Source organism: Candidatus Binatia bacterium, assembly GCA_029243485.1.
Lineage (GTDB): Bacteria > Desulfobacterota > Binatia > UBA12015 > UBA12015 > VGTG01.
The window spans coordinates 119960-144438 of sequence record JAQWRY010000028.1 but is presented as its reverse complement, the minus strand read 5'-3'; the positions used below and the strand labels follow the sequence as shown (position 1 = coordinate 144438).

23 protein-coding genes are annotated in these 24479 nt (G+C 65.7%); 11 read left to right on the top strand and 12 right to left on the bottom strand.

The features are described 5' to 3' along the window. Positions 1-40 precede the first annotated feature (40 nt). The 3 genes from P8R42_09630 (at position 41) to P8R42_09620 (ending at position 2271) form a co-directional block, all read left to right on the top strand. Positions 41-658: a glutathione S-transferase family protein gene (locus P8R42_09630; GenBank protein ID MDG2304902.1), complete on the top strand. Its 618-nt coding sequence runs from the start codon at positions 41-43 to the stop codon at positions 656-658. Between the two features lie 504 nt (positions 659-1162). Next, entirely contained in the window at positions 1163-2047 is an 885-nt protein-coding gene (locus P8R42_09625; GenBank protein ID MDG2304901.1) for a VOC family protein, read from the top strand. Then, positions 2044-2271 carry a hypothetical protein gene (locus P8R42_09620; GenBank protein MDG2304900.1) on the top strand — a complete coding sequence of 76 codons (228 nt, stop codon included), beginning with the start codon at positions 2044-2046 and terminating at the stop codon, positions 2269-2271. Before P8R42_09625 ends, P8R42_09620 begins: the two co-directional genes overlap by 4 nt. On the opposite strand, the gene P8R42_09615 is transcribed toward P8R42_09620, so the two are convergent. Next, positions 2268-3584, bottom strand: coding sequence for an aromatic ring-hydroxylating dioxygenase subunit alpha (locus P8R42_09615; protein MDG2304899.1), 1317 nt, complete (start codon positions 3582-3584; stop codon positions 2268-2270). The genes P8R42_09620 and P8R42_09615 overlap by 4 nt on opposite strands. An 8-nt stretch (positions 3585-3592) precedes the next feature. Further along, positions 3593-4051: a nuclear transport factor 2 family protein gene (locus P8R42_09610; protein MDG2304898.1), complete on the bottom strand. Its 459-nt coding sequence runs from the start codon at positions 4049-4051 to the stop codon at positions 3593-3595. Between the two features lie 453 nt (positions 4052-4504). On the opposite strand from P8R42_09610, the gene P8R42_09605 reads away from it, so the two are divergent. The 3 genes from P8R42_09605 to rsgA are packed head-to-tail and all read left to right on the top strand — an operon-like array spanning position 4505 to position 6155. After that, positions 4505-4837 (top strand): hypothetical protein, encoded by a 333-nt coding sequence (locus P8R42_09605; GenBank protein MDG2304897.1) that lies wholly within the window; start codon positions 4505-4507, stop codon positions 4835-4837. Then, positions 4834-5067, top strand: coding sequence for a hypothetical protein (locus P8R42_09600; GenBank protein ID MDG2304896.1), 234 nt, complete (start codon positions 4834-4836; stop codon positions 5065-5067). Before P8R42_09605 ends, P8R42_09600 begins: the two co-directional genes overlap by 4 nt. Positions 5068-5108: 41 nt before the next feature. Then, positions 5109-6155, top strand: coding sequence for a ribosome small subunit-dependent GTPase A (gene rsgA, locus P8R42_09595; GenBank protein ID MDG2304895.1), 1047 nt, complete (start codon positions 5109-5111; stop codon positions 6153-6155). 56 nt (positions 6156-6211) lie between these two features. On the opposite strand, the gene ftsH is transcribed toward rsgA, so the two are convergent. Beyond that, positions 6212-8173 carry an ATP-dependent zinc metalloprotease FtsH gene (gene ftsH / locus P8R42_09590; GenBank protein ID MDG2304894.1) on the bottom strand — a complete coding sequence of 654 codons (1962 nt, stop codon included), beginning with the start codon at positions 8171-8173 and terminating at the stop codon, positions 6212-6214. Positions 8174-8286: 113 nt separating this feature from the next. Between ftsH and P8R42_09585 the strand changes: the two genes are divergently transcribed. Next, on the top strand, positions 8287-8925 hold the full coding sequence (locus P8R42_09585) for a methyltransferase domain-containing protein (GenBank protein MDG2304893.1): 639 nt from the start codon (positions 8287-8289) through the stop codon (positions 8923-8925). A 54-nt stretch (positions 8926-8979) separates the two neighbouring features. Then, positions 8980-9978: a GDSL-type esterase/lipase family protein gene (locus P8R42_09580; GenBank protein MDG2304892.1), complete on the top strand. Its 999-nt coding sequence runs from the start codon at positions 8980-8982 to the stop codon at positions 9976-9978. Here the strand turns inward: P8R42_09580 and P8R42_09575 are convergent. The 3 genes from P8R42_09575 to P8R42_09565 form a co-directional block, all read right to left on the bottom strand. After that, positions 9975-10571, bottom strand: coding sequence for a hypothetical protein (locus tag P8R42_09575; protein ID MDG2304891.1), 597 nt, complete (start codon positions 10569-10571; stop codon positions 9975-9977). The two genes, P8R42_09580 and P8R42_09575, sit on opposite strands and share 4 nt — an antisense overlap. Before the next feature lie 97 nt (positions 10572-10668). Then, on the bottom strand, positions 10669-11814 hold the full coding sequence (locus P8R42_09570; protein ID MDG2304890.1) for an acyl-CoA dehydrogenase family protein: 1146 nt from the start codon (positions 11812-11814) through the stop codon (positions 10669-10671). 60 nt (positions 11815-11874) lie between these two features. Beyond that, positions 11875-12786, bottom strand: a complete 912-nt coding sequence (locus tag P8R42_09565; protein ID MDG2304889.1) for an RluA family pseudouridine synthase — start codon at positions 12784-12786, stop codon at positions 11875-11877. A 176-nt stretch (positions 12787-12962) separates the two neighbouring features. Between P8R42_09565 and P8R42_09560 the strand changes: the two genes are divergently transcribed. Both P8R42_09560 and P8R42_09555 read left to right on the top strand, forming a co-directional pair. Next, positions 12963-13997, top strand: coding sequence for a peptidylprolyl isomerase (locus tag P8R42_09560; GenBank protein ID MDG2304888.1), 1035 nt, complete (start codon positions 12963-12965; stop codon positions 13995-13997). After that, positions 13987-15000: a HupE/UreJ family protein gene (locus P8R42_09555; GenBank protein MDG2304887.1), complete on the top strand. Its 1014-nt coding sequence runs from the start codon at positions 13987-13989 to the stop codon at positions 14998-15000. Before P8R42_09560 ends, P8R42_09555 begins: the two co-directional genes overlap by 11 nt. A gap of 15 nt (positions 15001-15015) precedes the next feature. Here the strand turns inward: P8R42_09555 and P8R42_09550 are convergent, their stop codons facing one another. Then, a complete protein-coding gene (locus P8R42_09550; GenBank protein MDG2304886.1) occupies positions 15016-17196 on the bottom strand; it encodes a bifunctional alpha,alpha-trehalose-phosphate synthase (UDP-forming)/trehalose-phosphatase in 2181 nt (726 codons plus the stop codon). A 148-nt stretch (positions 17197-17344) separates the two neighbouring features. On the opposite strand from P8R42_09550, the gene P8R42_09545 reads away from it, so the two are divergent. After that, on the top strand, positions 17345-19153 hold the full coding sequence (locus tag P8R42_09545) for a cation:proton antiporter (protein MDG2304885.1): 1809 nt from the start codon (positions 17345-17347) through the stop codon (positions 19151-19153). A gap of 6 nt (positions 19154-19159) precedes the next feature. On the opposite strand, the gene P8R42_09540 is transcribed toward P8R42_09545, so the two are convergent. The 5 genes from P8R42_09540 to P8R42_09520 are packed head-to-tail and all read right to left on the bottom strand — an operon-like array spanning position 19160 to position 24363. Next, complete coding sequence (locus P8R42_09540) at positions 19160-20518, bottom strand: MATE family efflux transporter (GenBank protein ID MDG2304884.1); 1359 nt, start codon at positions 20516-20518, stop codon at positions 19160-19162. Next, positions 20515-21579, bottom strand: coding sequence for an ATP-binding cassette domain-containing protein (locus tag P8R42_09535; protein ID MDG2304883.1), 1065 nt, complete (start codon positions 21577-21579; stop codon positions 20515-20517). Before P8R42_09535 ends, P8R42_09540 begins: the two co-directional genes overlap by 4 nt. Beyond that, on the bottom strand, positions 21579-22382 hold the full coding sequence (locus P8R42_09530; protein MDG2304882.1) for a carbohydrate ABC transporter permease: 804 nt from the start codon (positions 22380-22382) through the stop codon (positions 21579-21581). The genes P8R42_09535 and P8R42_09530 overlap by 1 nt, the downstream gene beginning before the upstream one ends. Further along, entirely contained in the window at positions 22379-23200 is an 822-nt protein-coding gene (locus P8R42_09525; protein ID MDG2304881.1) for a sugar ABC transporter permease, read from the bottom strand. The genes P8R42_09530 and P8R42_09525 overlap by 4 nt, the downstream gene beginning before the upstream one ends. Beyond that, entirely contained in the window at positions 23197-24363 is a 1167-nt protein-coding gene (locus P8R42_09520) for an extracellular solute-binding protein (GenBank protein MDG2304880.1), read from the bottom strand. Before P8R42_09520 ends, P8R42_09525 begins: the two co-directional genes overlap by 4 nt. Positions 24364-24479 lie beyond the last annotated feature (116 nt).

Sequence of the window (24479 nt, the reverse complement as noted above, 5' to 3'; positions counted from 1 at the left end):
GCTTGCTCTCCCGGGCAGGCCGTGGGAGGGCTCCGGTGGAATGAAGCTCTATACCTACCCGGACGCGCCGAACCCGCGGAGGGTCCACATCTATCTCGCCGAGAAGGGCATCGAGGTGCCCTGCGAGAAGGTTGACATCACCAAGCGGGAAAACCGTCAGCCGGAGTTCATCGAACGCGTGAACATCATGGGCGGTCTGCCCGTACTCGAGCTGGACGACGGCTCTCACATCGCGGAGTCCATCGCCATCTGCCGCTACTTCGAGGCGCTCCACCCGGACAAGCCGCTCTTCGGAGCCGCCCCGCGCGATCAGGCGCGAACCGAGATGTGGCTCCGGCGGATCGAGCTCAACTTCATGATGCCGGTGGGCATGGTGTGGGTGCACGGCTCCCCCCTCACCGCCACGATCATCAAGAACCAGATCCCAGAGGTCGCCGATCAGAACCGAGAGGTCGTGAAGCGATACTTCGCGTTTCTCAATGAGCAATTGGCGACACGCGAGTTCATCGCGGGTGACAAGTACTCCATCGCCGACATCGTAGCGCTCTGCACGTACGACTTCGCCGGCTACTTGAACGCAATGCACCCCGAGGAGGAGCACGCGAACCTCCGCGCGTGGCACCAGCGCGTCTCGGGCCGGCCCAGCGCCGCCGCCTAGCTGCTCGACCGAACGACTTCTCCGAGACTCCGCTCGTCTGCGAGCACGGGCCTAGAACACGCGCGAGGGCGTTTCGTAGAGCAGCCTCTCCGTTCTATGGGGCGTGTCGGACACACTGCGACCCCATCGGAGCCCGCTCGGACGGCTCCGTAGGCACAGGAACCTTTGCCTGTGCGACTGGAGACGGCGGCACCAGTTCTGTTCCTACGGGTGGTTCCACGTTCGTTCTCTCCCAGATGGTGGACCGCGTGTTGGTCGAACGCCGGTTTCAGGTTCACGCGGCCGAGACCTTCGTGGCCGGGATGACCTATATTCTGTCGTCTTCGCGTTCCACGACAACGAGCGGCACCGGGAACCAGTTTGTCTCTCGACTCGCGCCCTGGGCGAAGGGGACGTCGAGGCCCTGATCGTCGACTTCTTGTTCGCTGGAGAAGACAGAGAGACCCCGCCGGTACCGCCGCACCATTCGGTGCGCGGTGATGCCTGCGTGCTAACAAGCCCCGGATGATCTCTCGGTTTGTTCGTGATCGACGCCTCTGGGGCGTCGCGGCATGCGCGCTGATTGCAGCGGCAGGCTGCGCGGCGCAACGGCCCACCGGCCTTCCCGCCCTCGCCTCTCCCGCCACGGAGAAGCACCGCGTCGGCGAATTCGTTTGGTTCGATCTGCTCGTCGACAACCCGGACGAGGCGAAGAAGTTCTACGGTCCGTTGTTCGGCTGGACGTTCGAGCCTCTCGACGGCGGCGATCAGGGCTACGACACGATCGTCCATCGTGGACGGCCGATCGGCGGCATCCTCCAGCACGAGTCCGAGAACGACACCAAGCCGGACGACATCTGGCTCGCCTCGATGTCCGTCGCGGACGTCGACCGGGCGGTGGGCCAGGCCGAGCGCGGCGGCGGCAGAGTCCTGCGGCAGCCGAAGCGAGTCGGCGAACGCGGGCGCGTCGCCATCGTCGAAGATCTCGAGGGCGCAGCGTTCGCCCTGATGCGCACGCCGAACGGGGATCCCGCCGCAGCCTCCGAGCAGGCCGGTGACTTCCACTGGGTGCAACTCTGGGCGCGCGACTATGAAGTTTCGATCAAGTTCTACGGTGACGTCGCCGGTTGGGAGATCGGCGAGGTGCTCGCCCACGACAAAATCGACGAGGGCTTCTTCGAAGCGAACGGCACCGAGGTCGCGAGCGTGATCGAGCTCCCCTGGGAGAACGTCCAGCCGAATTGGCTGCCCTACGTCGGCGTCGAAGACGTCGAGCAGACGCTCACGAAGGCAGAGAAGCTCGGGGGACGAGTTCTGATCCGCGGAAAACACCTCGCGATCCTCGCAGACTCGCAAGGAGCGGCCATCGGCATCGTCCCGCTCGAGACCAAGTCCAGGAGCGACCGATGACGATCCTGCCCCGCACCCGCGTCCTACTTGCCCTGACCGCGCTGCTCGTCGGCACGGCAGGATGCTTTTACAAGAGCACGGATTACGAGGCACCCGAGCCGTATCGCCCGTACTACGAAGGAGTGAGCGTCGCGAGCCCGTGGTACGGCTACCCTTACGGTCCTCCAGGATGGTACCCATCCGACGTTCAGCTCGGCGGCGCGAGACTCGGCGGGCGTTACTAAAGGGGCTCTTTCTCCAGATACGCCTCGACGGTCTGATGGAAATGGCGGACGCGAAGTTCCTGGTCGCAGACCACGAGGCCTCCGAAACCTTCGGACGCGAGTCCCCGTTGCACCCGACCCATGTTGTCGGCGTCCTGCTGTAGGACCTCGATGACCTCCGGCGCAACCGGAGCGTCGATAGCCTCGCCATACGGGACGCGCTCCTCGAGCCGGTAGGTCCGATGCACCGCGGACGGTGGCTCCTCGCCGGCGGGAAAATGCGCGAGGAGCAGAAGATCGTAGTACATTTTCTGCGGGTCCGATTCGTGCGGCCGATATCGGAATCCGTTGATTCCCGCCGGGAACAGATTGAACGAGACGTTCGGAAACAACGTGTAGTGATACACGTCGGACAGCTGCTCATCGGTCAGGTCGCGCACCGGGAACGGTGACGCATCTTCAGACGCACGGAGCTGCCGCTGCATCTCCAACCGCACGTCGACGGGACGCCCGTCGTAGGTCGATGGTTCCATGCCCATCGTCCGCATGTAGCTCTTCATGCCCGCCCCGAGCTCCGTGTCGCCCGTGCGCGAGGGACTCGTCGTGCCGTATTGGTTCACCATTCGACTGTGGATCCCCAGCAGCTCGATCTGGGCGACCTCGTTCGCCCAGTCGCTCATCTGCGGATGAAGCGCCCGAAAGTGATACGTCTCATTGAACGCATCGCACGCGGCCTTCCAGTTACACGGCCACTCGAAGCTCTTGTACTCATACAGCGTCATCTCGCTCGGGTGATAGGGATCGAGATGCTCGGGGACGACACCCAGGAAGCTGCGCAGAGGCTCGGGCTCGGGCGCGAGGTGAAAGAAGACCCAGCCACCCCACGCGTCGACGGCAAACTCCTTGAGGGAGAGCTCTCCCTGCGTAGTCCCCTGCCGCAGGAGAGGGAAGTTCTCGGCGCCGGGAACGTGCTTCAACGCGCCATCGAGATCGTAGATCCAATTGTGGAATGGGCAGCGGAACGAGGTCGCTCTCCCCGCTTCCTGCTCAGTGCATAACGTGCTGCCTCGATGCTGGCAGACGTTGTAGAACCCGCGGATCGTGGAATCCCGGCCACGCACGAAGAGGAGCGACTCGCTTCCGAACGCGTGCACGACGAAGTCGCCCGGCGCGCACAGTTCGGCCTCGCGTGGGCCCATGTTCCAGACCCGACGCCAGAGATGAGCCCACTCACGCTCCATCCAAGAGGTCGACGTGAAGCGCTCGGCGGAAATCCGCTCCGCTCCGAGATCCGGGAGCGTCGCTGTCGGCGAAATCGGCGGCGTTGTCTTCATTGGGCAACCTAGAACTCGAACGGACGCTGCGGGCCCGTCTCCGGCTTCGTCAACCGATTGTCGTTCAAGCATCGCTCGACCAACACCGTGTCCAGGAACGCATGAAGCTCGGCGATCTTGCCGTCGCGAATCGTGAAGATCTCACAATACGTCTGGTCGTACCGTTCACCGGACTTCGTCGGGCCGCCGCCCTGCATGAGCCCGACGACGCACTCGTCGTCCGCGCACATGATGCGCCACTTCTTGCCGAACTGAACCTCTTCGGCGACCAGCGAGTGGAGGAGCTTCTCGTGAATGATTCCACTGACGCACTCCTCCTTCCCGACCCACCGACCGGAGACCGGGGTCGTACCGACGAGGTTGTAGACGACATCGTCGGCGTGCATTTCGGCGAGGGTGTCGAAGTCCCCCTCCTCCAACGCGTGATACCAGCCCTCGATCAGCTTCCGGTTCTCCAGTGCGCCCAATGTCGGTTCCTTTCCGGTTCGTGCACAGTTCGTCGCCTTCGTTTGGGCCAAGGACGCCTCGGGCGCAAGCGCTCACGACCTCGCACCCGGGTCATCCTCCTGGGCGTACCCGTGCCGATGCGAGTCAGCCCCCCCCCGGGGACCAAGACCAACCATCGAAGCAGCCCCCGACGAAACCGGCCTTCGCCCGCGGGAGGAGCTGATCCCGACGGGCGGTCGGATCCATCGTCACCCGATTCCGATTTCGGCGCCAGGCCATGTCCGTCCAGCCCGAGGAAAACAACGATCACGACGGCCGCCAGAGGCACGCGGGGAGCCCCCCACCGGGCAAACCGCGTCGGAGTGCGCCCGGCCAATCGAAGCCCACGACGAACGCTCGGTCTTGCGCTCGAGGAAACGCGTTGACTTTCGAGGTCTCACAACTGATCTAGAGGGTGGGAGGAATTGATGACCATGAAGATGTTGCCCACGATCTCCGCGTGCCTGATCGCCTGCGCGCTCCTGCTCTCGCCGACACATGTCCGCGCGGACCGCCAGGGGCTCGACATCAGCAAAGTCCGCTTGAACCTGGCGTTCCAACCCGGTCCCCGGACTGCGGGTCAGCTCTTCCTGCGCGGGATCACCGACGACAACGATACCGAGGGACTCGTCGCCGACCTGCGGACGAACACGGTCACCCTCCAGGTCCAGGACGGCGGCGATTTCGACCACACGACGACGCTCGAAGCGTGCGAGCACCGCGCAACCGACGTGTACTGCAAAGCGACCTGTCGGGCTTCCGCGTGAAAGTGCACATCAAGCGCTGGAAGAACCTTCCCGACGTCTGGCGGCCCAACATCCGAGGGAAAAACCTGACCGAGGTCGAGACCGGGTTCGGCCCGCTCGCCGGTCCCGTCACCATCACCCTGAATCACGGCGCAACGACCCGCGTCGACGTCGTCGCGCAGGTCGGCGGCAACGAAGGCGATTGCAAGGTCAAGCAGGCCGCCACGCGCCTCCGCTGCAAGTCCGAATAGCGGACCGCGTCCAAAGAAGCCGCGCGCGCGACCGGAGTCCAGTGTTCGATCCCCAATCCCTCGGCTGGACCCCGGAACGTCGCGACGAGTACGCGTCGGCGAGCGCGTCCGGCGTGGCGCCCGCGCGCGTGTCGGCGATGCACCGGGGAGAGTACACCGTCATCGATCACGACGGTCGGTCTCGGCGCACGATTCTGAGTGGACGACTGCGCGACGCGTCCACTCCTCTCACCATTCCCGCAGTTGGTGACTGGGTCACGATCCGCGACGAACCCGGCGGACTCACGCTGCTCGAAGGTCGACTGAGCCGGTCCGGCGAGCTCGTACGTCAGGCGGCCGGCCGGCGAACCACCGCGCAAGTAATCGCGGCGAACGTCGACACTCTCTTCGTCGTCACCTGGCCCGGCCCCGACTTCAACCCGCGCCGGATCGAGCGCTACCTGAGTCTCGCGTGGGCCGGCGGGGCGCGTCCGGTCGTCGTGCTCTCGAAGATAGACCTCTGTCCCGACGCGACCCCCTTCGTCGAAGAGCTCCGAGGCCTCGGAGGCGGGGTCGACATCTTGCCCGTCTCTCCCGTCGCAGGAATCCGGGTGGCCGATTTATGGGAGCACGTCGGCTTTGGGCGGACAGCCGCATTCGTGGGCTCTTCCGGCGTCGGAAAGTCGACCCTCGTGAACGCCCTCCTCGGAGCAGAACAGCAAGCGACCGGGCCCCTGCGAACTGGGATGCACAAAGGCCGTCACGTCACGAGACACCGCGAGCTCTTCGTGTCGGATCAGGGCCTCATCATCGACACGCCGGGCATGCGGGAACTCGCCCTGTGGTCGGCATCGACGACTCCCGACGGATGGCAGGACATCGATGAACTCGCGACCGGCTGCGGCTTCCGGGACTGCGCCCACGGCGGAGAGCCCGACTGCGCCATCGCCGCCGCCATCGCGAACGGTGAACTCGACCACGACCGCTTCGAGTCCTATCAGAAGCAAGCCCGCGAACTCGCCCAACTCGAAAGCCGGCGCAACGCCCAGAGCCGCCTCGAAGAACGAAACGAGGCCCGCCGCTTCACAAAACGCACCCGCCGCCGATGAGCGGCGCGGATTGATCTCACCGAAGACGTTTCGTCACGGTGAGGTCCGACAATGAGCTAGGCGGCCTCGGGCCGTGGGCCGAGGATCTCCAGGAGGTCCTTCGAGTCGAGCTTCTCGTGCTCGAGCAGTCGAGCCGCAAGCGCTTCGAGCTGCTCCCGCCGCTCGACGAGAAGTGCTTGCGCCGCTTCGTAGCTCACTCGGATCAACTCGAGCTGCTCCTCGGCGATGACCTTCTCGACATCCGCGGACCGCGCCGTCTGCTGCGGACCGAAGCCGAGGAATCCCTCCTGTTGCTCCACCAGAGACAAGTTCGGGAGCCGCTCGCTCATGCCGTAGACGGTAAGCATGCTGCGCGCAATCTTGCTCGCCTTCTCGAGATCGTCCGACGCACCCGTCGAAACCTGATCAAAGATCACCTGCTCAGCCGCGCGGCCACCCAACAACGTGCGGATTCGCCCGAGCAACTCCGACCGCGACATCAGGTAACGATCCTCGGTCGGCGACTGCAGCGTGTACCCCAGCGCACCGCGCCCGCGCGGGACGATCGAGATCTTCTCGACCGGATCGGCGCCTGGGGTGAAGTATCCCACCAGCGCGTGGCCGGACTCGTGGTACGCGACGATCTTCTTCTCCGCCGGATTCAAGACACGCCCTTTGCGCTCGAGCCCACCGATGACCCGCTCGAACGCGTCCTGGAAATCGACCATCTCCACCTTGTCGTGGTCACGGCGTGAGGCGAGCAGAGCCGCCTCGTTGCAGATGTTTGCGATGTCCGCGCCGACGAACCCTGGCGTCTGCGCCCCCATCTTGTCGAGGTCGACATTCGCCGCGAGCTCGAGCTTCTTCGCGTGGAGGCGGAAGATCGCCTGCCGCCCCTCCTTGTCCGGCCTATCCACGAGAATCTGGCGATCGAAGCGCCCCGGTCGCAGCAGCGCCTTGTCGAGAACCTCGGGCCGATTGGTCGCGCCCATGATGACGACGTTCGAGCGACCATCGAAGCCGTCGAGCTCCACCAGCAGCTGGTTCAGAGTATTCTCGCGCTCGTCGAAGCCACCGCTCTGCGGCATCCCACCCTGCCCTCCACGGGAACGACCGATCGCGTCGAGTTCGTCGATGAACACGATGCAGGGCGCCTTCTTCTTCGCCTCGGCGAAGAGATCGCGCACGCGCGCCGCCCCCACACCAACGAACATCTCGACGAAGTCCGAACCCGACAGATTGAAGAACGGAACGTCCGCCTCACCCGCCACAGCCTTCGCGAGCAAGGTCTTGCCGGTTCCCGGCGGGCCGACCAGCAACACACCCGTCGGCAGCTTCGCACCGAGGCGTTCGAACTTCTCGGGCTCCTTCAGAAACGAAACGACCTCGCTCGTCTCCTCGATCGCCTCGTCGACGCCCGCGACATCCTCGTATCGAACCTTGTTGTCCGGATCGACCTCGTAAACCTTCGCCTTGCTCTTCCCGATGTTGAGGGCGCTCGGCCCCTGCCCCATCCGCTTCATGATGAAGCCCCAAACGAGGAACAGAATTCCGAACGGGATAATCCAATCGAAGAAGAGGTTGCGCAGAAAGTGCGACTCGACCTTCGCGCGGAACTCCACGCCGTGCTCCTGCAGGGTCTCGACGAGATCGTCGTCCGCAAGAGGGACGACGGTGAACTGCCGCTCGATCTTGTCCTTTCGGGCCGCCTGGGCCTCCTTGGCCTGCTTCTCTCTTTCGACGAACCAGCCTTTGATCGCCGCCCACGAAAACGTCCAGGGCGTCCGAGCCTCGGACGACTCGATGGCGTCCGTCTTCTCGCTCTTCGTGGCCGCGTCGTGCGGCCCCTTCATCTCGCCGTAGATCTCCTCCTGGGTGAGGACGACCGCCTTCACCTCACTCTTCCCGACCCGCGAAAGAAACTCGCTGTAGGGAATCTCCTTCACCGACGCCCCCGAGAAGAACATCGACTCGAGGAAGAGAATGAGAAGAAAGACCCACAAGTAGTAGAAGACCGAGAATTTTGCCCGCTGGTTCATCCCAGAAGATGTAGCGCGAACCGGGCCCTGAAGACACCGCAAGGCACTCCGAGGTCCTGTGCAGGCGGCGCGCAGCGTTGTTCACGAGCGGCTTTCCGGGCTACCTACGCCTCATGAAGGACGCCCACATCGCTCGATTCCTCACCGCCTCCGTCGCCCTCATCCTCATCGCTGGATGCGGTAAATCGTGGAAGCAGTTCGCCTACGAAGGTATGGACCGCGACGGATGGCAGCACCCCGAGCGTGTGATGGAGGTGCTCGAGATCCAGCCTGGCGACCAGGTCGCCGATCTGGGCGCCGGCAGCGGCTACTTCACGTTCGACCTGGCAAAGGCCGCCGGACCCGACGGCGTCGTCTACGCAGTCGACATCGATCCCGAAATGATCGCTTTGATCGACGAACTGGCGACCGAGAAGAGCGTGTCGAACGTCAAGACGATCCTGGCGAAGCCCGACGACCCTGGCCTCCCCGACGGCGCGATCGACCTCGTCTTCACCTCGAACACGTATCACCACATCGCGGATCCGACGGCCTACTTCGCGAAATTGAAGACCGACCTCGCGCCGAACGGACGCGTGGCCATCCTCGATCTCCGACCAGACTCCGGCTGGTTCCAACGCTGGTTCGGGCACGCCAGCGAGGCCCAAAAGATCCGCGATGAGATGAAGGCGGCGGGATACCAGCTACAGGGCGAACAAGACTTCGTGGAGAAGCAGAGCTTCCTCGTGTTCGCGCCGACGCCGACCTCCTGAGTTTCGCGGAGCCTTCCCCGGCTGAAGCGCATCGGATACCTAGGGGCGATGCAAATGCTCCGCATACCGGCCATCGTGATTGCGAGCCTGGTCCTGTCCTTCGCCGCGGGCGAAGGAATCGCTCGGCTGGCCGGCCACACGACAGCGCAGCGCACGGCTCCCAGGTTTTCGTGGGCCGACCGTGGCGAGCTGTACACGATGGAGCCCAACCGACAATGGGTGATGCCCGGGGACCTCAAACTCGTTCGCGTGAACTCGCTCGGCCTTCGCGGCCCCGAGATCTCCTCGAAGCTCGACTGGCAGCGAATCCTCCTCCTCGGCGACTCGGTCGCCTTCGGGTACGACGTCGTCGAGAAGAAGGCGCTCCCGGTCCGCCTTCAGAGAAGCTTGCTCCAGCGCGGGCTCCCAGTAGAAGTCGTCAACGCCGCCATCCCGGGCTGGTGCGCACGGCAGCACCGTCTTTTCCTGGCAGAGAACGGCGCGGCCCTCGAGCCCAACTTGGTTCTCGCAACCGTCGTGCTGAACGACATCCCCGAGCTGCTGAGCGGTCAGGCCGAGCTCGGCGCCTCGATTCGCCTTGCCAACGTTCTGAACTGGTCTGCGCAGCGGTCGGCGCTCGTCACGGCGGCCAAGAATGCGCTGGCCGGAACGGAGAATCCGTTCGCACGCGCCACCTATCTGCGGAAGCTCACGCTTGCTCCCGACTCAAAGCTCGCCCGCGAGGGAATGGCCGCGGAACCCGCCGAACTGCAGGATTTGGCGAAGACCGCACAGGCGCTCTCGGTCCCTCTCGGACTGGTGATCCTACCGTTCAAATTCCAGCTGACGACTCTGAACACCGACGCGCCGCAACGTGAGCTCATGGAGTTCGCGCGCGAACATGGGATTCCCGCGATCGACCTGCTTCCCAGTCTACGGGAGCACGACGCTGACGAGATCTTCCTCGACCAGGTCCATCTGTCCGAGTTCGGAAACGAGATTGTGGCGGCGCAGATCTCGCAATGGCTGGTGGAGCACACGATGATCGGCCCCGAAGCCCCTCCGGCCGGCTAGAACGGCCACCACCACGGGCCGTCGACGGAGTCGTCGAGCGCCTCCCGGCAACCCTGATACTGCAGCGCGTAACGACGGGTCATCACCGCAACTCCCCGGGCCACCCGCCGCACCCCCGGCTTGCCTTTGTGGGAGCCACGCGAGAAACCGCCGTGGCCCTCGTGATACGCGAGGTAGAACGAATACGGATCGCTTCGCGGAATTCCGAACTTCCGCTCGCCGACGTGGCCGTACCAACCGATGAAATCAACAACGTCTTCGAACTCATCACGGTCGGCGAACCCTTCTCCGGTGCTGTCCTGGTAGCCCTCCCACGTACCATCGAGAACCTGGCCGTATCCGAAGGCCGACGAGGGCCGCGGTCCGGGGAAGATCCAAAGGAACGTCCCGCGCGGCGGCCGTGCATCGGAGTGAAACCCGGACTCGTGGTGGATGACGGCGAGTTGCAGCGGTACGGGAACGCCCCAGTCGCGGTAGGCCTCGCGGGAAGCCTCGTACCACTCCGGGCGTTCCTCGAAGATGGAGCACAGGTCCTTCGGGCGGGTCGGGCGAGTGGCACTGCAGCCGAGGAGGGAACCGAAGAGAGCGAGCATCACGAGGGCCCTGATCCCCCTCGACCGTTTCGCGTTTACCGTTCTCCCCACCGCTTCCCTCGACTCCACGGACCCGGGCCCACGCCCGGCGTCCGGCTCAACTACGCGACAAGTAGTTGCGCGCAATCACCACGCGCTGAATCTGCGACGTACCTTCGTAGATCTGGAGCAGCTTCGCGTCCCGCATCAACTTCTCGACGGGATACTCCTTGGTGTAGCCGTAGCCACCGAAGACCTGCACCGCATCGACGGCCGATTTCATCGCCCAGTCGGCGCCCAGCGCCTTCGCAATGGCCGATGTGCTCGTGCGCTTGATCGCATTGTCGACCTCGAACGCGGCCTTCAAGTAGAGCATCCGCGTCGCTTCGTGAGCCATCACCATCTCGGCGATCATGAACTGGATCGCCTGATGTTGGGCAATGGGCACGCCGAAGGTCTTTCGCTCGAGCGCGTAGCCTCGCGACTCTTCCATCGACCGGCGGATGAGACCGGCGCAGAGGGCGGCTATCATCGGGCGCGACTTGTCGAAGGTCTCCATGGCAATGCCGAAGCCCTGCCCGGGCGCGCCCAGCATGTTCTCCGGAGTCAGGCGAACATCGTCGAACAGCACGTCCGAGGTGTCCGACGCGCGCTGGCCGAGCTTGTTCTCCTTCTTCCCGGTGGAAACACCCGGGAGGTCCCTCGGAACCACGAAGGCCGTGATGCCCTTGTGGCGCAGCGCGGGATCCGTCGTTGCAAAGCCGGTGTAGAAGCTCGCGTGACCGGCGTTGGTGATCCAACGCTTCTGGCCGTTGAGGATCCAGTCGTCGCCGTCTCGCGTGATTCGGGCCTGCATGCCCGCGACGTCCGACCCCGCTTCGGGCTCGGAACACGCGTAGCTGCAAAACGAGAACTCGTTCGTCAGGCGACCGAGATACTGCTTCTTCTGTTCCTCCGTCCCGGCGAGCATCAGCGGTAGGGAACCCAGATGGTTCGCCATGATGCTCGTCGCGACGGCGCAGCACCCGAACGCGAGTTCCTCTGCGATGAGACACCCGTCGACCGTGCTCAGCCCGAGGCCGCCGTAGTCCTCTTCGACTTCGACGTTCATGAGACCTATCTCCCACGCCGCCTTGAAGAGGTCGGTTGGGAACTCGCCGGACTCGTCGTACTCCCCTGCCACCGGAATGATCTTCTCGGCGGCGAACCGTCGAGCCGTGTCGATGAGGGCCTCTTGCGCTTCGGTCAACGTAGGATCGAACATCGCAACAAGACTAGCAGATCGGCCGACCCGGACCAGACGGGTTCGGCGGCCGTCGATCGCTCAGAGGCCGGCGATCCAAGCCGACAAATCCGCCGGCCACCGGCTCTCGAAGACCATCCTTTCGCCGTTCTCCGGGTGGACGAAGCCGAGCCGGGTCGCGTGGAGCGCCATGCGCGGTGGCTCGAGCGCGCCGCGCTCCCCATAGCGGCGATCGCCGCACACGGAATGGCCCGCCCCTGCCATGTGGATGCGAACCTGATGGGTGCGACCCGTCTCGGTGCGAACCCGAACGACGGTGGCTCCAGCGGCCGGCTGTAAGACCGCCACCTCACTCGCCGCCGGCTGGCCGTCGATCGGTTCTTCGATGCGACGGAGCGATGCCGGCACCGCTCCGTGCACGACGGCCAGGTACTGCCGATCCACATCGTGCGTTCGGAATCTCTCCGACAGCGCCCGGGTAGCGAGCTCTGTTTTGCCGAACACGAGAAGGCCACTCGTCTCCGTGTCGAGACGATTCACGGGCCACGCCCGGGTAGGTGGCTCGGTGCGTCGCTCGAGGAGGTCCAGAAGATTGTTCCGATCACTCTCCGGCATCGGTGTAGTCAGCAGACCGGAGGGCTTGTCGACGACGACGACATGCGCGTCTTCATGAACGATCCCATGGTGCGGCAACCCCTCACCATCGCGCTGGAGCGCCGCCGCGCCCAGCCCCGGTGACACCCGCCCGATCGCACCCCCGAGGTGAACCTCGATCTTCTGTCCGGGCCACAGCTTGCGGCCCAGCACCTTCACCCGCGCGCAATCCACGAACGCCCCGCCGAGCTCGATCAACAGACGCGCCTTCCGCCGCGAGAGCCCGGGGACGTGCTTCGCGATCAACTGGTCGAGGCGCAGCCCGCCGTCCTCGGACGAAACTTCGAACTGCACGCGTTCCGCGATCCCACGGCTGGGTTGGGTGAGTTCTCCGGCCATCCGGAGATCCTCGCCACGGGAGCCCACCTCTGCAAGTTGCGTCGCCGCAGCCTCGCGCTCTATCCCATTCTGAAGCTGGCGGCCGGGCGGACCGGAGGTTCCGGCCGGGTCGTGGCTCCTCGAGCTCGTCTGCGTCCGGTACTGCGTGTTCCGCCTGCCGCACCGACCACGCCCGCTTGACCCAATCGCCCGCGACGCCGATGGTCTTCTGGATGGGTTGGATGAAACGGCTCGCGAGGGCGCCCGTGCTTCACTTCGTGATCGCAGGCATCGCCCTGTTCACCATCGACCGGTGGTGGAGCTTCCAGGAGGAGATGGAAGCGCGCGACGCGAAGAACAAGGCTATCGTCATCGACGGCGACCGGGTCGCGCGAATCCGCCGGGATTTTCAACGACGCCACGGCGTCCCGCCGAATCCGGCCGAGGAGGATGCCCTCGTCGACCAGGAAATCGACGAAGAGGTGCTCTACCGCGAGGCGCTCGCCCGCAAGCTCGACCTCGCCGACCGGAGCATCCAGTGGTGGCTGATCAAGAAAATGCGATTCGTCGCCGAGGATCCCGAGCTCGGAGACGAGCAGCTTTACGCCCAAGCGAAAGAGCTCGGCCTCGATGACAACGACGTCGTCATCCGACGCATCATGGCCCAGAAGATGCGCCTCCTCGCTGAGCTCGCCGAGGGCAGCGTCGAGCCGACCGAGGCCGAGGTCCAGGAGTACTACAAAGAAAACGAAGCCGACTGGACACGCCCAAAGCGTGTCAGCCTCCGCCACGTCTTCCTCAGCCGAGATCGTCGGGGAGCCGAGCTCGACGCGGACGCGGGAGCGCTTCTCTCCGAAATCAAGCACGTCGGACCGGACGGGGTAGCCGACCGCGGGGATCCGTTCCCGCTCGGGCGCCGACACCGCGCGCGCTCTGAAGTGCAACTTGCGAAGCTCTTCGGACCCGAGTTCGCCGCGCAGGCGATCGCGCTCGACGAGGGTGGCTGGCAGGGGCCCATCCCATCCGCGTACGGCGTGCACCTCGTGTACGTGGAGGAAACGCTCCCCAGCGAACCCGCACCGCTCGCATCGGTCGAGAACCAGGTGAGTCGCCGGCTCGCCGCCGAACGACGCGCTGCCGTCCTCGAACGCGAGCTCGCACGCATGCGCGGGCTCTACGAGGTACAGATCGAAGAACCCGACGATACCGAAGGAGACACCGGTGCTTCCTGAGCTTCGCGTGCGCATCGCTGCCCTCCTGACGCTGATCCTCGCGGCGATGGTGCCGGGACTCGCTTCCGCGCATCCCCTCGCGCCGGCCCTGCTTCAGATCCGCGAGCAGAGTGACGGAAAAGCCGAGGTCTCGTGGAAGACCTCCGTCCTCCAGGTCCGCGGCTCCAAGGTCGCGCCGTCGCTGCCGCCCGAGTGCAAACCGGTCGGCACTTCAAAAGCCGTCGAAGAGGGCGAGAGCGTGGTCGAGGTGTTCACCGTCGACTGCGGCCCCGGTGGGCTCGTCGGGAAAACCGTCGGCGTGACCGGCCTCGGCGACGGAAAGAACGACTCGCTGCTCCGCATCGCGCTCGCCGACGGGCGTGTTCTGCAGGAGGTCCTGCGCGTGGGCGATGCCGAGTTCACGATCCCCGAAACGGGGCGGCCCTCGAGCGTCTTCACCGGCTACATCCAGCTCGGATTCGACCACATCCTGACCGGGCTCGACCACCTGCTGTTCGTCTTCGGCCTCTTGTTACTGGCCACCTCGACGCGACTTCTGATCGAAACCGTCACGGCGTTCACCGTGGGCCACAGCATCACGCTGTCGCTCGCCGCGCTGGGCATCGCGCAAGTTCCGTCCGGACCGGTCGAAGTCCTGATCGCGCTCAGCATTTTCATCCTTGCGGTCGAACTCGCCCGCGGAGAGCGCACTTCACCGACCCTCCTGCGCCGCTTCCCTTGGGTCATGGCCTTCCTCTTCGGCCTGCTGCACGGGCTCGGTTTCGCCGGAGCACTCCGGGAGATCGGGCTACCCCCGGACGACATCCCCCTGTCGTTGTTCTCGTTCAACGTCGGGATCGAGGCCGGACAGCTGACCTTCGTCTTCGTCGTCTTGCTCGCGGGATTCGTGCTCCGCCGCGTGCTCGAACGATTGCCCGCCTGGTCCGAGCGGATCCCCGTCTATGGGATCGGCTGCCTCTCGGTGTACTGGGTTCTCGAACGCATCGCCGACGTCTTGCGCTGAATCGCCCGGCGGGAATCAGTCGAGAAGGCTCGCCAACAGACGGCGCGCCGCTTCGATGTTCGGCACGCGGATGTCCGCGCGACTCGTCCCGCCGCCGACGTGGATCGCCGTGCCCTCGCCTTCGAGAGCTGCGAAGAGCTCTTCGTCATTCCGGTCGTCACCCATGGCCACGACGAACGTGTCTGGCGGCGACTCGGCCAGAAGCCGCGGTACGACGATGCCCTTGTTCACACCCGTCGCGCGGACCTCGATCACCTTGTCATCGGTCACGATCTCGACCGGCTCGTTGCTGAGCAACTGCGTAAGATGAATCGTCAGCTCGTTCGCCTGGAACGCGGCGAACTCCGGCTCGGCCATCCGGTAGTGCCACGCGACCGAGACCGTCTTCTCCTCGATGAGTGAGCCCGGCGTCCTGGCCGTGAAGTTCTCGAGGATCTGGACTACGTGATCACGCCATTCCTGAACCGGCAGCTCACCCCCAACCCAGTTCGAGGTCCCCATCGCCTTCTCCCAGAATCCGTACTCCGCATGCAGATGGATTGGAATCCCACCGAACCGTTGCTCGATCACATCGCGAGAACTCCCGCTTACAAGATGAATCTGGGTAGCGGGACGGGCCGCGAGGCGGCGGAGAAGATCGAGCAGCTCCTCGTCCGGTTTGGACAACTCGGGAGCGCTCGCGAACGGAACGAGAGTGCCGTCGTAGCCGAGGATCAGGAGGAGCTCGCCTGCGCCCCGCATCTTCTCGCTCAACGCGGCCAGTTGCTCCACACGCATTCGCGCGGACATCACCTGCTCCGCGCCCTGGCTCGCCTCCTCCAGCGACTCCAGATAGGAGCGCACCCAGTGGTGAACGTCGTAGGAGAGAACGCGTCGCCGCAGAGCCTTCATCCGTGCGAGTCGCTCGTCCGCCGGGAGGGTCAGCGCCCGATAGAAGACCTCCGACGCGCGATCCACGTCGAACGGATTCATCATCACGGCCTCGGCGAGTTCCGACGCCGCACCCGCGAACTCACTGAGAACGAGGACGCCACCGTCGTCCGTGCGGGAAGCGACGAACTCCTTGGCGACGAGGTTCATCCCATCGCGCACCGGCGTCACGAGAAGAACGTCCGCCGCGCGATAGAGCGCGGAGAGCTCGACCTCGCTGATGCCCCGGTAGAGATAGTAAATCGGTGCCCACTCCGACGTGCCGAACGCACCGTTGATGCGACCGATCGAAGCATCCACCTCGTTCCGGAAGTCCTGGTAAGCCTCTACCGAGGTTCGCGACGGCACCGCGATCTGGGTGAGCCGCACGCGCCCGTGGAGTTCGGGGTGATCGTAGAGGAATTTCTCGTACGCCAGGAGCCGACGACGAATCCCCTTCGTGTAGTCGAGCCGATCGACGCCGAGCACGATCGCGCAGTCGTCCATGCCTCGGAGTCCGGCAACGCGCGCCTGCACCTCGGGTGAATCCGACAGGGTTGCGAACTTCTCGGTGTCGACGCCCATCGGGAACACACCGAGCCGAACTTCCCGCTGGTCGTGATAGACGCGGTCCACGTTCGAGGCGATTCCGAGAACACGAAGCAACGAGGAGGAGAACGACCGCATGTATCCGGCCGTGTGGAACCCGACCAGGTCCGCGCCTAGAACGCCCTCGAGAATGCGCTCGCGGTGCGCGATCGTGCGGAAGAGCTCGGAGGCCGGGAACGGGATGTGCAGGAAGAACCCGATCCGGGCGTCCGGAAGCCGATCGCGGAGCATCTGCGGGAGCAACATGAGCTGGTAGTCGTGCACCCAGATCAGGTCGCCGTCGTTGTAGTGGCGGCAGACCTCGTCGGCGAACTGCCCATTCGCGCGCTCGTACGCCTCCCAACCCTGGACGTGCAGCGGCATCTGATCGAGGAGATGGTGGAAGAGCGGCCACAGGGCGCCGTTCGAGAATCCCTCGTAGAACTCCCTCAGGTCGTTCGGCGGGATCCAGACCGGTATCGCCCGAAGCTCGTCCAGACGCTTACCCAGGCTCTCCCGCTCCTCATCGGTGACGTCTTGAATGTCCCCGGGCCAGCCGATCCACAGGGCGTCGGACTTGGAATGCGGGCCTGACAGACCGGTGGCGAGGCCCCCGGGGCTGCGCTCCACATGGAGTTCCCCATCGACACGGGAAACGGCGATCGGGAGACGGTTGGCGACGATCAGGAGACGAGACATGATTGCAACGGGAGATCTTAGCCCCTATCAGGCGGACGCGGAAGGACGATCGGCAGATCGGCCGATAACCGATACTTTTCGAGGACTAGCGGACCAGGATGGCCACGACGATGCAGGCGAAGCGACCCAGCGCGCGAAACGGGCGACAGTGAAGGACCTGGGGTTCGCAAACGCCGCCATCGCCCTCGCTGCCGGCATGTTCGCCCAGGTTCTCGCAGCCCGGATGGCGATTCCGAGCATCGTCCTTCTCCTGGTGGCGGGGACCCTGCTGGGGCCCGACGTCCTGGGCTGGCTCGACCCGGGAGCCTTCGGGGCCGGCCGGGCCGACCTGGTGACGCTCGCCGTCATCGTGATCCTCTTCGAAGGCGGGCTCGCCCTCGACATCAATCGGCTCCGGGCACAGCAAAAGAGCCTCCTGCTCCTCCTGACCCTCGGAGCGGCACTCTCGATGCTCGTCGGCACACTCGCCGCGTACGCCATCCTCGACATGCCCGGATCCGTAGCGATCCTCTACGGCTCCCTCATGATCGTGACGGGCCCGACGGTCGTGAAGCCCCTCCTCTCCCGGATCAAGCTCGCTCGGCGTGTGCGCGAGCTGCTCGTGAGCGAGGGCGTACTGATCGACCCCATCGGAGCAATCGTCGCTCTGGTCGCAGCGGAGTGGGTCATCGGCCAACACGACCTGGTGGTCTCTGGCGGGCTCGTCGTATTCCGCCTGGCACTGGGAGGCGCGGTCGGCTTCGCCGCCGGCTGGATCCTCGCTGAGATCATGAAACGACGATGGATCCCCGAGGATCTCGTGAACCCGAGCGTTCTCGGTATCGCCGTCGTCGTCGCCGCACTCGCGAGCCGCATCTCGGCGGAAGCCGGCCTGATGGCCGCGGTCGCCCAGGGCATCACGATGGCGAATCGATCGGTTCCGGACGTGGGCCGACTTCGTGAGTTCAAAGAAACGCTCACGTTGATCCTTCTGTCGTTCCTCTTCGTGGTCCTCGCTGCCGACCTGAGTCTGTCCGAGGTCACCGCGCTCGGCTGGGACGGGCTGCTCGTCGTCGCACTCGTCGCCTGGGTGGCGCGCCCCCTGGGCGTCTTTCTCTCGACCATCGGCAGCGACCTGTCCTGGAAGGAGCGCGCCTTCGTCGCGTGGATCTGTCCGCGCGGCATCGTCGCGGCCGCCGTCGCCGGCTTCTTCCACAACCTTCTGGACGAGGCCGAGATCCCCGGAGGCGCTTCTCTCGAAGCCCTGGTCTTTGTCACTGTCGCCGCGACCGTGACCCTCCAAGGCCTCACCGCACGACCGCTCGCCAACCTGCTGAAAATCGACTTCCCCTCGTTGCAGGGGACACTCGTCATCGGCGCAAGCCGCTTCTCGCGTCTGGTTGCGCGAACGCTGGTCGATCTCGGGCGAAACGTCGTCCTCGTCGACCGCAACCCATCGCTGTGCCGCGCCGCCCAGAGCGAAGGCCTCGTCGCAATTACCGGCGACGCCTTCTCGCTCGACGACCTCGAGCGAGCCGGCGGACGCTACGCCGATACCGTGCTCGCGATCACCACGAACGCCTCTCTGAACGAGCTCGCTGCGAAACGCGTTCACGAGAACCTCTTGGTCGAGCGCGTTCTCGCCATTCATGAAAACAGCGAGGACGACGACTCCCAGCTCTTCCCCGGCAACTTCCCGGGCGTCGATGAGGCCAATAGGCTCGTGCGCCTCGGCCGGCTGGAGACCGTGGAACACGAGGTCGAGGCGGCGGAGTGGAAGGGTCGTAAGCTCTCCGAGCTGCCGTACGCGGAAGGCGAGTTCGCGATCGCGCTTCGGCGCGGCGACTCCGTACTCGTCGCGACCGCCGGCGAGGTTCTCGCCGTCGGAGACCGACTCTCCTGTGCTCGACCGAGCGGCGCTACCAGCAACCTACACACCGACCTGCTCAGCGGTTCGAGCCCCTCCGAGGCATCCTGAGCCGGCTCATCCCATTTCGCGAAGGGGCGCCCGTCCGATCCCAGGCCAGACGCGCAGGAGCCCGAACGACGCGCGAACACCGATCCACACGTCAGTGACTATCCAGACCCAAACGAAGGCACCCGCCTCGCTTCGATCGAGCAGTGCGAGGACCAGCGCACCGACGCCACTCGCCAGGACCATGACGTTGCGCAGGTACCGGTAGTCCCCCGTCCCCCAGTGGATACCGTCGGTCACGAACGCAAGAGCGTTCAACGGCTGCGCGACGATCGCGACGAACCACACGGCGGCGAACGCCTCCCTCGCTTCCACCGGAACGAGAAGCCACGCGATCTGGCTTTCGGCGAGGCCGAAGAGCACCGTGACCCCGACCCCGGCACCAAGGCCCCACGCACAGGCGACCCGCGCCACCCGTCGCGCCAGAGCACGGTCGCCAGCTCCTACGAAGAAGCCGATCAGGCTTTGCGCACTCGCAGCAAACGCATCGAGGAGGAACGCCGCCAGCATCCAGACCTGCCGCACCGCCTGCTGCGCGGCGCCCTCATGCGGCCCGATCTGCGTTGCCGCCCGGGTGGCGAGAAGAAGGAACACCAGGAGCAGCCCCGTACGAGCAGCGAGATCGCGTCCCACGACGAGCAAGGCCGTGACAGGGGCAAGGCGTAGCGGCGCCATCCCACCAAGCGCGGAACGCGCTGCAAGAAGTGCCCACGTCGCGCCGAACCACTGACTCGCTACCGTCGCCCAGGCGGCGCCGCGCAGGCCGAACGCCGGGACCGGTCCCAGGCCGAAGATCAGGACACCATCGAGCGCGATGTTCACCACGTTCAGGCTGACAGCGATCAAGAAGGGCGTCCGCATGTCCTGGAGGCCGCGCAACGCGCCGAAGGCCGCCATCGTCGCGAGAATCGCTGGCGCCGCAAGGAAACGGATCCCAAGGTAGGCGACCGCGTCGTCGGCCATCGGCCCGTCAGCGCCCATGAACGAGGCGAGGGAATCGAGCCACGGCCAGGCGAGCAGCGCCATCGTCGTACCGAGGGCGACCGCCAAGACGGCCGCCGACGTGCCGGCTTCCCGCGCAGTCGACAACTCGCCGCGACCAAACGCCTGCGCGACGGCCGTCTGCGTCCCAATGCCCAGAAAATTGAACACCCAGAACAGACTGCTCAGGAGCGTCACCGCGACGCCGAGCGCCGCGAGAGGGGTCGAACCAAGACGGGCGACGAATGCGGTGTCGGCGATGCCCGTAAGAGGCTCGGCGATCAGGGAGAACAGAACCGGGAACGCCAGACGAAGGAGCGCCCGATTCGGAGCGCGAACGAACTCGTGGTTCTCAACGGAGTCCGGTTCCGCCCGTGGCGCGCTCACGGCGCGAGCCGCCGTCCATCCACCGGAGAGAAGAAGTGCAGCGCGTCGATGGGAGCTGAAAACGACTCCGCGGCCGTCTCCACATTCCCGGGGAGACGGATCGCGATGTCCCGGTCCGCGAGCGTAGCCGCGAGAAGCGTCTCACTCCCGAGGGCCTCGACCGTCGCGGGCTTGGGCTGCGCGAGCACGTCGGGGCTGCCGTCGACGCTCGGCCCGAACGCCTCCGGTCGAACGCCCACGGTGACAACGCCGGTCGCGAGTACCTCGGCAAGCGCCGCCGGCAACTCGAGGCTCTGCTCGCCCAACCGAAGAGTGCCGCCATCGACCCGACCGGGAACGAGGTTCATGGCCGGCGCCCCGAGAAATCCCGCGACGAACGCGTTCTCGGGCCGCTCGTACGCGACTAGCGGAGGCGCCACCATCTGCGTCCGGCCGTGATCGAGGACCACGACCCGATGCCCCAGCGTCATCGCCTCGGTCTGGTCGTGCGTCACGTAGAGAGTGGTAACGCCGAGCCGACGCTGGAGATCCCGGATGTGCTGGCGAACGTCTGTGCGCAAGCGCGCGTCGAGATTCGACAGCGGCTCGTCGAGCAGAAAAAGGTCCGGCTCGCGGACCAGCGCGCGCGCCAGCGCGACCCGCTGCCGCTGGCCCCCGGACAACGCTGCGGGCCTTCGGTCCAGGAATTCGCCGATCTCGAGGAGTTCGGCGACCTCCTCGGCGCGCACCCGACGCTCCCGCTTCCCCACTCCCCGCATCCGCAGGGGAAACTCCACGTTCCCGCGAACAGTCATGTGCGGATAGAGCGCGTAGTTCTGGAAGACCATGGCCACGTCGCGGTGCTGTGGCGCGAGCCCATCGACCCGCCGATCGCCGAGATGGATCTCTCCGGCACTCTGCTCATCGAGGCCGGCGAGGAGACGTAGTAGCGTGGATTTCCCGCAACCCGACGGCCCCACGACCACGACGAGTTCGCCGTCTGCGATGTCGAGCGAGAAGTCGTCCAAAACGACGGCATCACCGTAGCGTTTCGTGAGACCCTCGATTCGCGCGCGTGCCATCAGCGACCACTTCCTGCCAACACTCCCGAACGGAGAGCTGGCTCGAGCAAGAGCAGGATCACCACGGCCGGCAGCAACATCAGAACCGCAACCGCGCTGGACAGCCCCGGATAGCCGAAGGCCGACAGGTAGTAGAGCAACGGAGGCAACGTCCGATTGGTCACCTGCAGGAGAAGCGCGTACGCGAACTCGTCCCACGAGACGAGGAAAACCAACATCGCCGCCGCCCCAAGAGACGGGCGGACGAGCGGCAGACTGACCCGAAGGAAAGAGCTCCACGCGCTGGCTCCGTCGAGGAGGGCCGCGTCTTCCAACTCAGTCGGCACACCGCGAAACGCCGCACGGAGAATGAGGAACGCGAACGGAAGGCCCAGCAACGTGTGGGCGAACCACAGCCCGACGCCATTCGGGTCGTTGTAGAGCCCGAACCGCACGAAGATCACGGCCAAGGGCACCGCGATGGCGATCGTCGGGAACAGGCGGGCGACCACCATCACGCCATCGAGTCTCGTGCCGGCCTTCTCGCGGCGAGCCGCGAGCCAGGCGGCCGGCAACGCGATCGCGAGCGCCGAGACGACGGTGGCGAGAGCGACCGAGAGGCTCAGAGCGAGCCCCTGCCCCAGCGGCACAGCATCTGCCGCTGCGCCGAAGTTTGCGAGCGTGAACTCGTGCGGCACCCAGGTCGGCGGCCACGCGAAGCTCTCCCCCTCCGGCGTGACGGCCTGCTTCACGACGAGCCACAGCGGCAAGAGGTTCACCGTGGCGATCGCGAACGCGACCCCGACGAGGAGCTGTCTCTTCACGCCGTCACCCGCCGCCGCAGAAGCGGCGCGCTCGCGAGAAGACACAGGAGCGCCAGCACGACCGACGCCGCCGCGGCCGCCCCGTCGTCCCCGTAATCCGACCATTGGTGATAGGCGTAGGTCGAAAGCACCGGCACCCCTTCGACCCCGGTCAGGACGAGCGGTGCCGCGAAGAGCCGGAGCGCATCGAGTCCCCGGAGCAGAATGGCGGCGACGAGGGCCGGTCGCAGAAGCGGAAGGGTCACGTGCCAGAACCGCCTCCAGCTCGATGCGCCGTCGACGCGGGCCGCCTGGCCGATCTCCGCAGGAAGCGCAGCGAGCGCGCCGAGCAAGATCAGAAAAACGACCGGCGTGGTCCTCCAGGCATCGACGAAGGCAACCGAAACGAAACTCGACGCGGTTCCGGGTGACAAGAGATCGACAGGCGCGACGCCCACCATCGCGAAGGCCCCGTTCAGATAGCCCCGCGGGGTCAGAACGTTCCGCAAGATCGTCAGGAAGACGATCTCCGGCAGAGCAAAGGGAAGGAGCACGGCGGCCCGGAGAAGTCGGCGCGCCGGCAGACGCTCCGCAAGAAGCAGCGCGAGGCCGAGGCCCGCGACCACCTCGAGCGCGACCGCGACCATCGGCAAGAGAAGATTGACCACGAGCGCGTCCCGAAAGAGCCGGTCGTCTGCAAGGATGCGGAAGCTCGCGAGGCTCGGAAAGCTCCCCGAGACCGAATCCGTGAAGGCCAAGCGAACCGCCTCACCCATCGGATAGACCAGGAAGACGGCCAGATAGACCAGCAGCGGGACGGCGAGAAGCCATGCTCTCATTCGGCACTCCCCCGCGCGTCGGCATTCGCTTCGAGGGCCGCCTGCCCTTCGCGCAGCGCGCGCTCCGGTGCGACACCCTCGAACGCAACGCGTCGAAACGCGCGTTGCCACTGACGACTGATCTCCGGGTAATCCGCGCGCTCAGGCCGAGGCCGAACCTCGGAACGCATGTCGGCGTAGCCGGCAAGAAGCGGCGAGCCACCCCCGAATGGAATGTCGCGCCGGGCCGAGAACCACCCCAACTCTCGCGCGAAGCGTTCCTGGGTTTTTTGCGCGAGGAGGAACCGAGCCAGCGCGAGGGCCTCGTCCGCGTGCGGTGCGTTGACCGGAATCGCGATATAGCCGCCACCGAGAACGGTGGCACGTCCGTCCGGCCCCAGCGGCAGCGGTGCCGCACGAAACCGCTCTGGTGCGAGGTCTTCACTCGCGTACAGCGACATCACGAACGGCCAATTCAGGTGCAGCACGAGTTCCCCCCGCGCCATAGCCTCGGCGATCGTCGCCTCCTTGAACACCGCGCTGCGCGGATCGAGGTACGGAGCGAGCGCCGAGAAGAGCTCGAACGCCTTCTGTGCGCCGGCGTCGCCGAGATCGGCGCCGGAACCCCCCGCGGCCCAGACGAACGGCAGGACGTCGCACGTAAGGCCCTCGTAGAGGGCGCCCTTCAACCCGATCTTCCCGGGATGCGCCCGCGCCACCGCCAGGAGTTCTTCCCACGTCGCGGGGGGCGCGCCGAGCACGGAGTGATCGTAGACGAGCGCCTGCCAGGAGACGCGGTGTGGCAGGAAGCGCAGTCCATCGATCGTCCCGGCGCGCACGGTCTGAGGCTCGAGGGCGTCCACTTCCGTGCCGAGTCCGTCCATGGCGAGCAGCCGCACCTGGCTCGCGGCCGGTGCGAGCGAGTAGACATCGAGCTCGACTAGATCGAGAGTCCCCTCCCCGGCCGCGGCCTCCGCGGCCAGCGCCCGCCGGATGTCCGGATACTGCTGCGGGACGAGAACGACCCGCGTCCCGGTCGCCTTCTCAAAGTCCGCGAGGATGGCCCGGTACGGCGCGAGCTCACTCGGGAGGAGCGCCATGGCGACGGTCAACGAGTCCGGCGCACGGACGCAGCCGACGAGGAGAACCCCCACCGCCAAGATCAATACGCCCCGAACCACCATGCGTCACTCTCCGAAACGCTTCCCGGCGCGTCAATACGAGCCCCGAATTTGACAACCAGGTCCGCCCACCCCGACAGTGGGTCTGCGGCCTTCCCCGCCCTCATCCAACGGAGAAG

Excerpts from the sequence above, each read along its gene's own strand:
- P8R42_09630 (MDG2304902.1), top strand. The coding sequence starts at position 41 with ATGAAGCTCTATACCTACCCGGACGCGCCGAACCCGCGGAGGGTCCAC.
- P8R42_09625 (MDG2304901.1), top strand. The coding sequence starts at position 1,163 with ATGATCTCTCGGTTTGTTCGTGATCGACGCCTCTGGGGCGTCGCGGCA.
- P8R42_09620 (MDG2304900.1), top strand. The coding sequence starts at position 2,044 with ATGACGATCCTGCCCCGCACCCGCGTCCTACTTGCCCTGACCGCGCTG.
- P8R42_09615 (MDG2304899.1), bottom strand. The coding sequence starts at position 3,584 with ATGAAGACAACGCCGCCGATTTCGCCGACAGCGACGCTCCCGGATCTC.
- P8R42_09605 (MDG2304897.1), top strand. The coding sequence starts at position 4,505 with ATGAAGATGTTGCCCACGATCTCCGCGTGCCTGATCGCCTGCGCGCTC.
- ftsH (MDG2304894.1), bottom strand. The coding sequence starts at position 8,173 with ATGAACCAGCGGGCAAAATTCTCGGTCTTCTACTACTTGTGGGTCTTT.
- P8R42_09585 (MDG2304893.1), top strand. The coding sequence starts at position 8,287 with ATGAAGGACGCCCACATCGCTCGATTCCTCACCGCCTCCGTCGCCCTC.
- P8R42_09580 (MDG2304892.1), top strand. The coding sequence starts at position 8,980 with ATGCTCCGCATACCGGCCATCGTGATTGCGAGCCTGGTCCTGTCCTTC.
- P8R42_09575 (MDG2304891.1), bottom strand. The coding sequence starts at position 10,571 with ATGCTCGCTCTCTTCGGTTCCCTCCTCGGCTGCAGTGCCACTCGCCCG.
- P8R42_09570 (MDG2304890.1), bottom strand. The coding sequence starts at position 11,814 with ATGTTCGATCCTACGTTGACCGAAGCGCAAGAGGCCCTCATCGACACG.
- P8R42_09565 (MDG2304889.1), bottom strand. The coding sequence starts at position 12,786 with ATGGCCGGAGAACTCACCCAACCCAGCCGTGGGATCGCGGAACGCGTG.
- P8R42_09550 (MDG2304886.1), bottom strand. The coding sequence starts at position 17,196 with ATGTCTCGTCTCCTGATCGTCGCCAACCGTCTCCCGATCGCCGTTTCC.
- P8R42_09535 (MDG2304883.1), bottom strand. The coding sequence starts at position 21,579 with ATGGCACGCGCGCGAATCGAGGGTCTCACGAAACGCTACGGTGATGCC.
- P8R42_09525 (MDG2304881.1), bottom strand. The coding sequence starts at position 23,200 with ATGAGAGCATGGCTTCTCGCCGTCCCGCTGCTGGTCTATCTGGCCGTC.
- P8R42_09520 (MDG2304880.1), bottom strand. The coding sequence starts at position 24,363 with ATGGTGGTTCGGGGCGTATTGATCTTGGCGGTGGGGGTTCTCCTCGTC.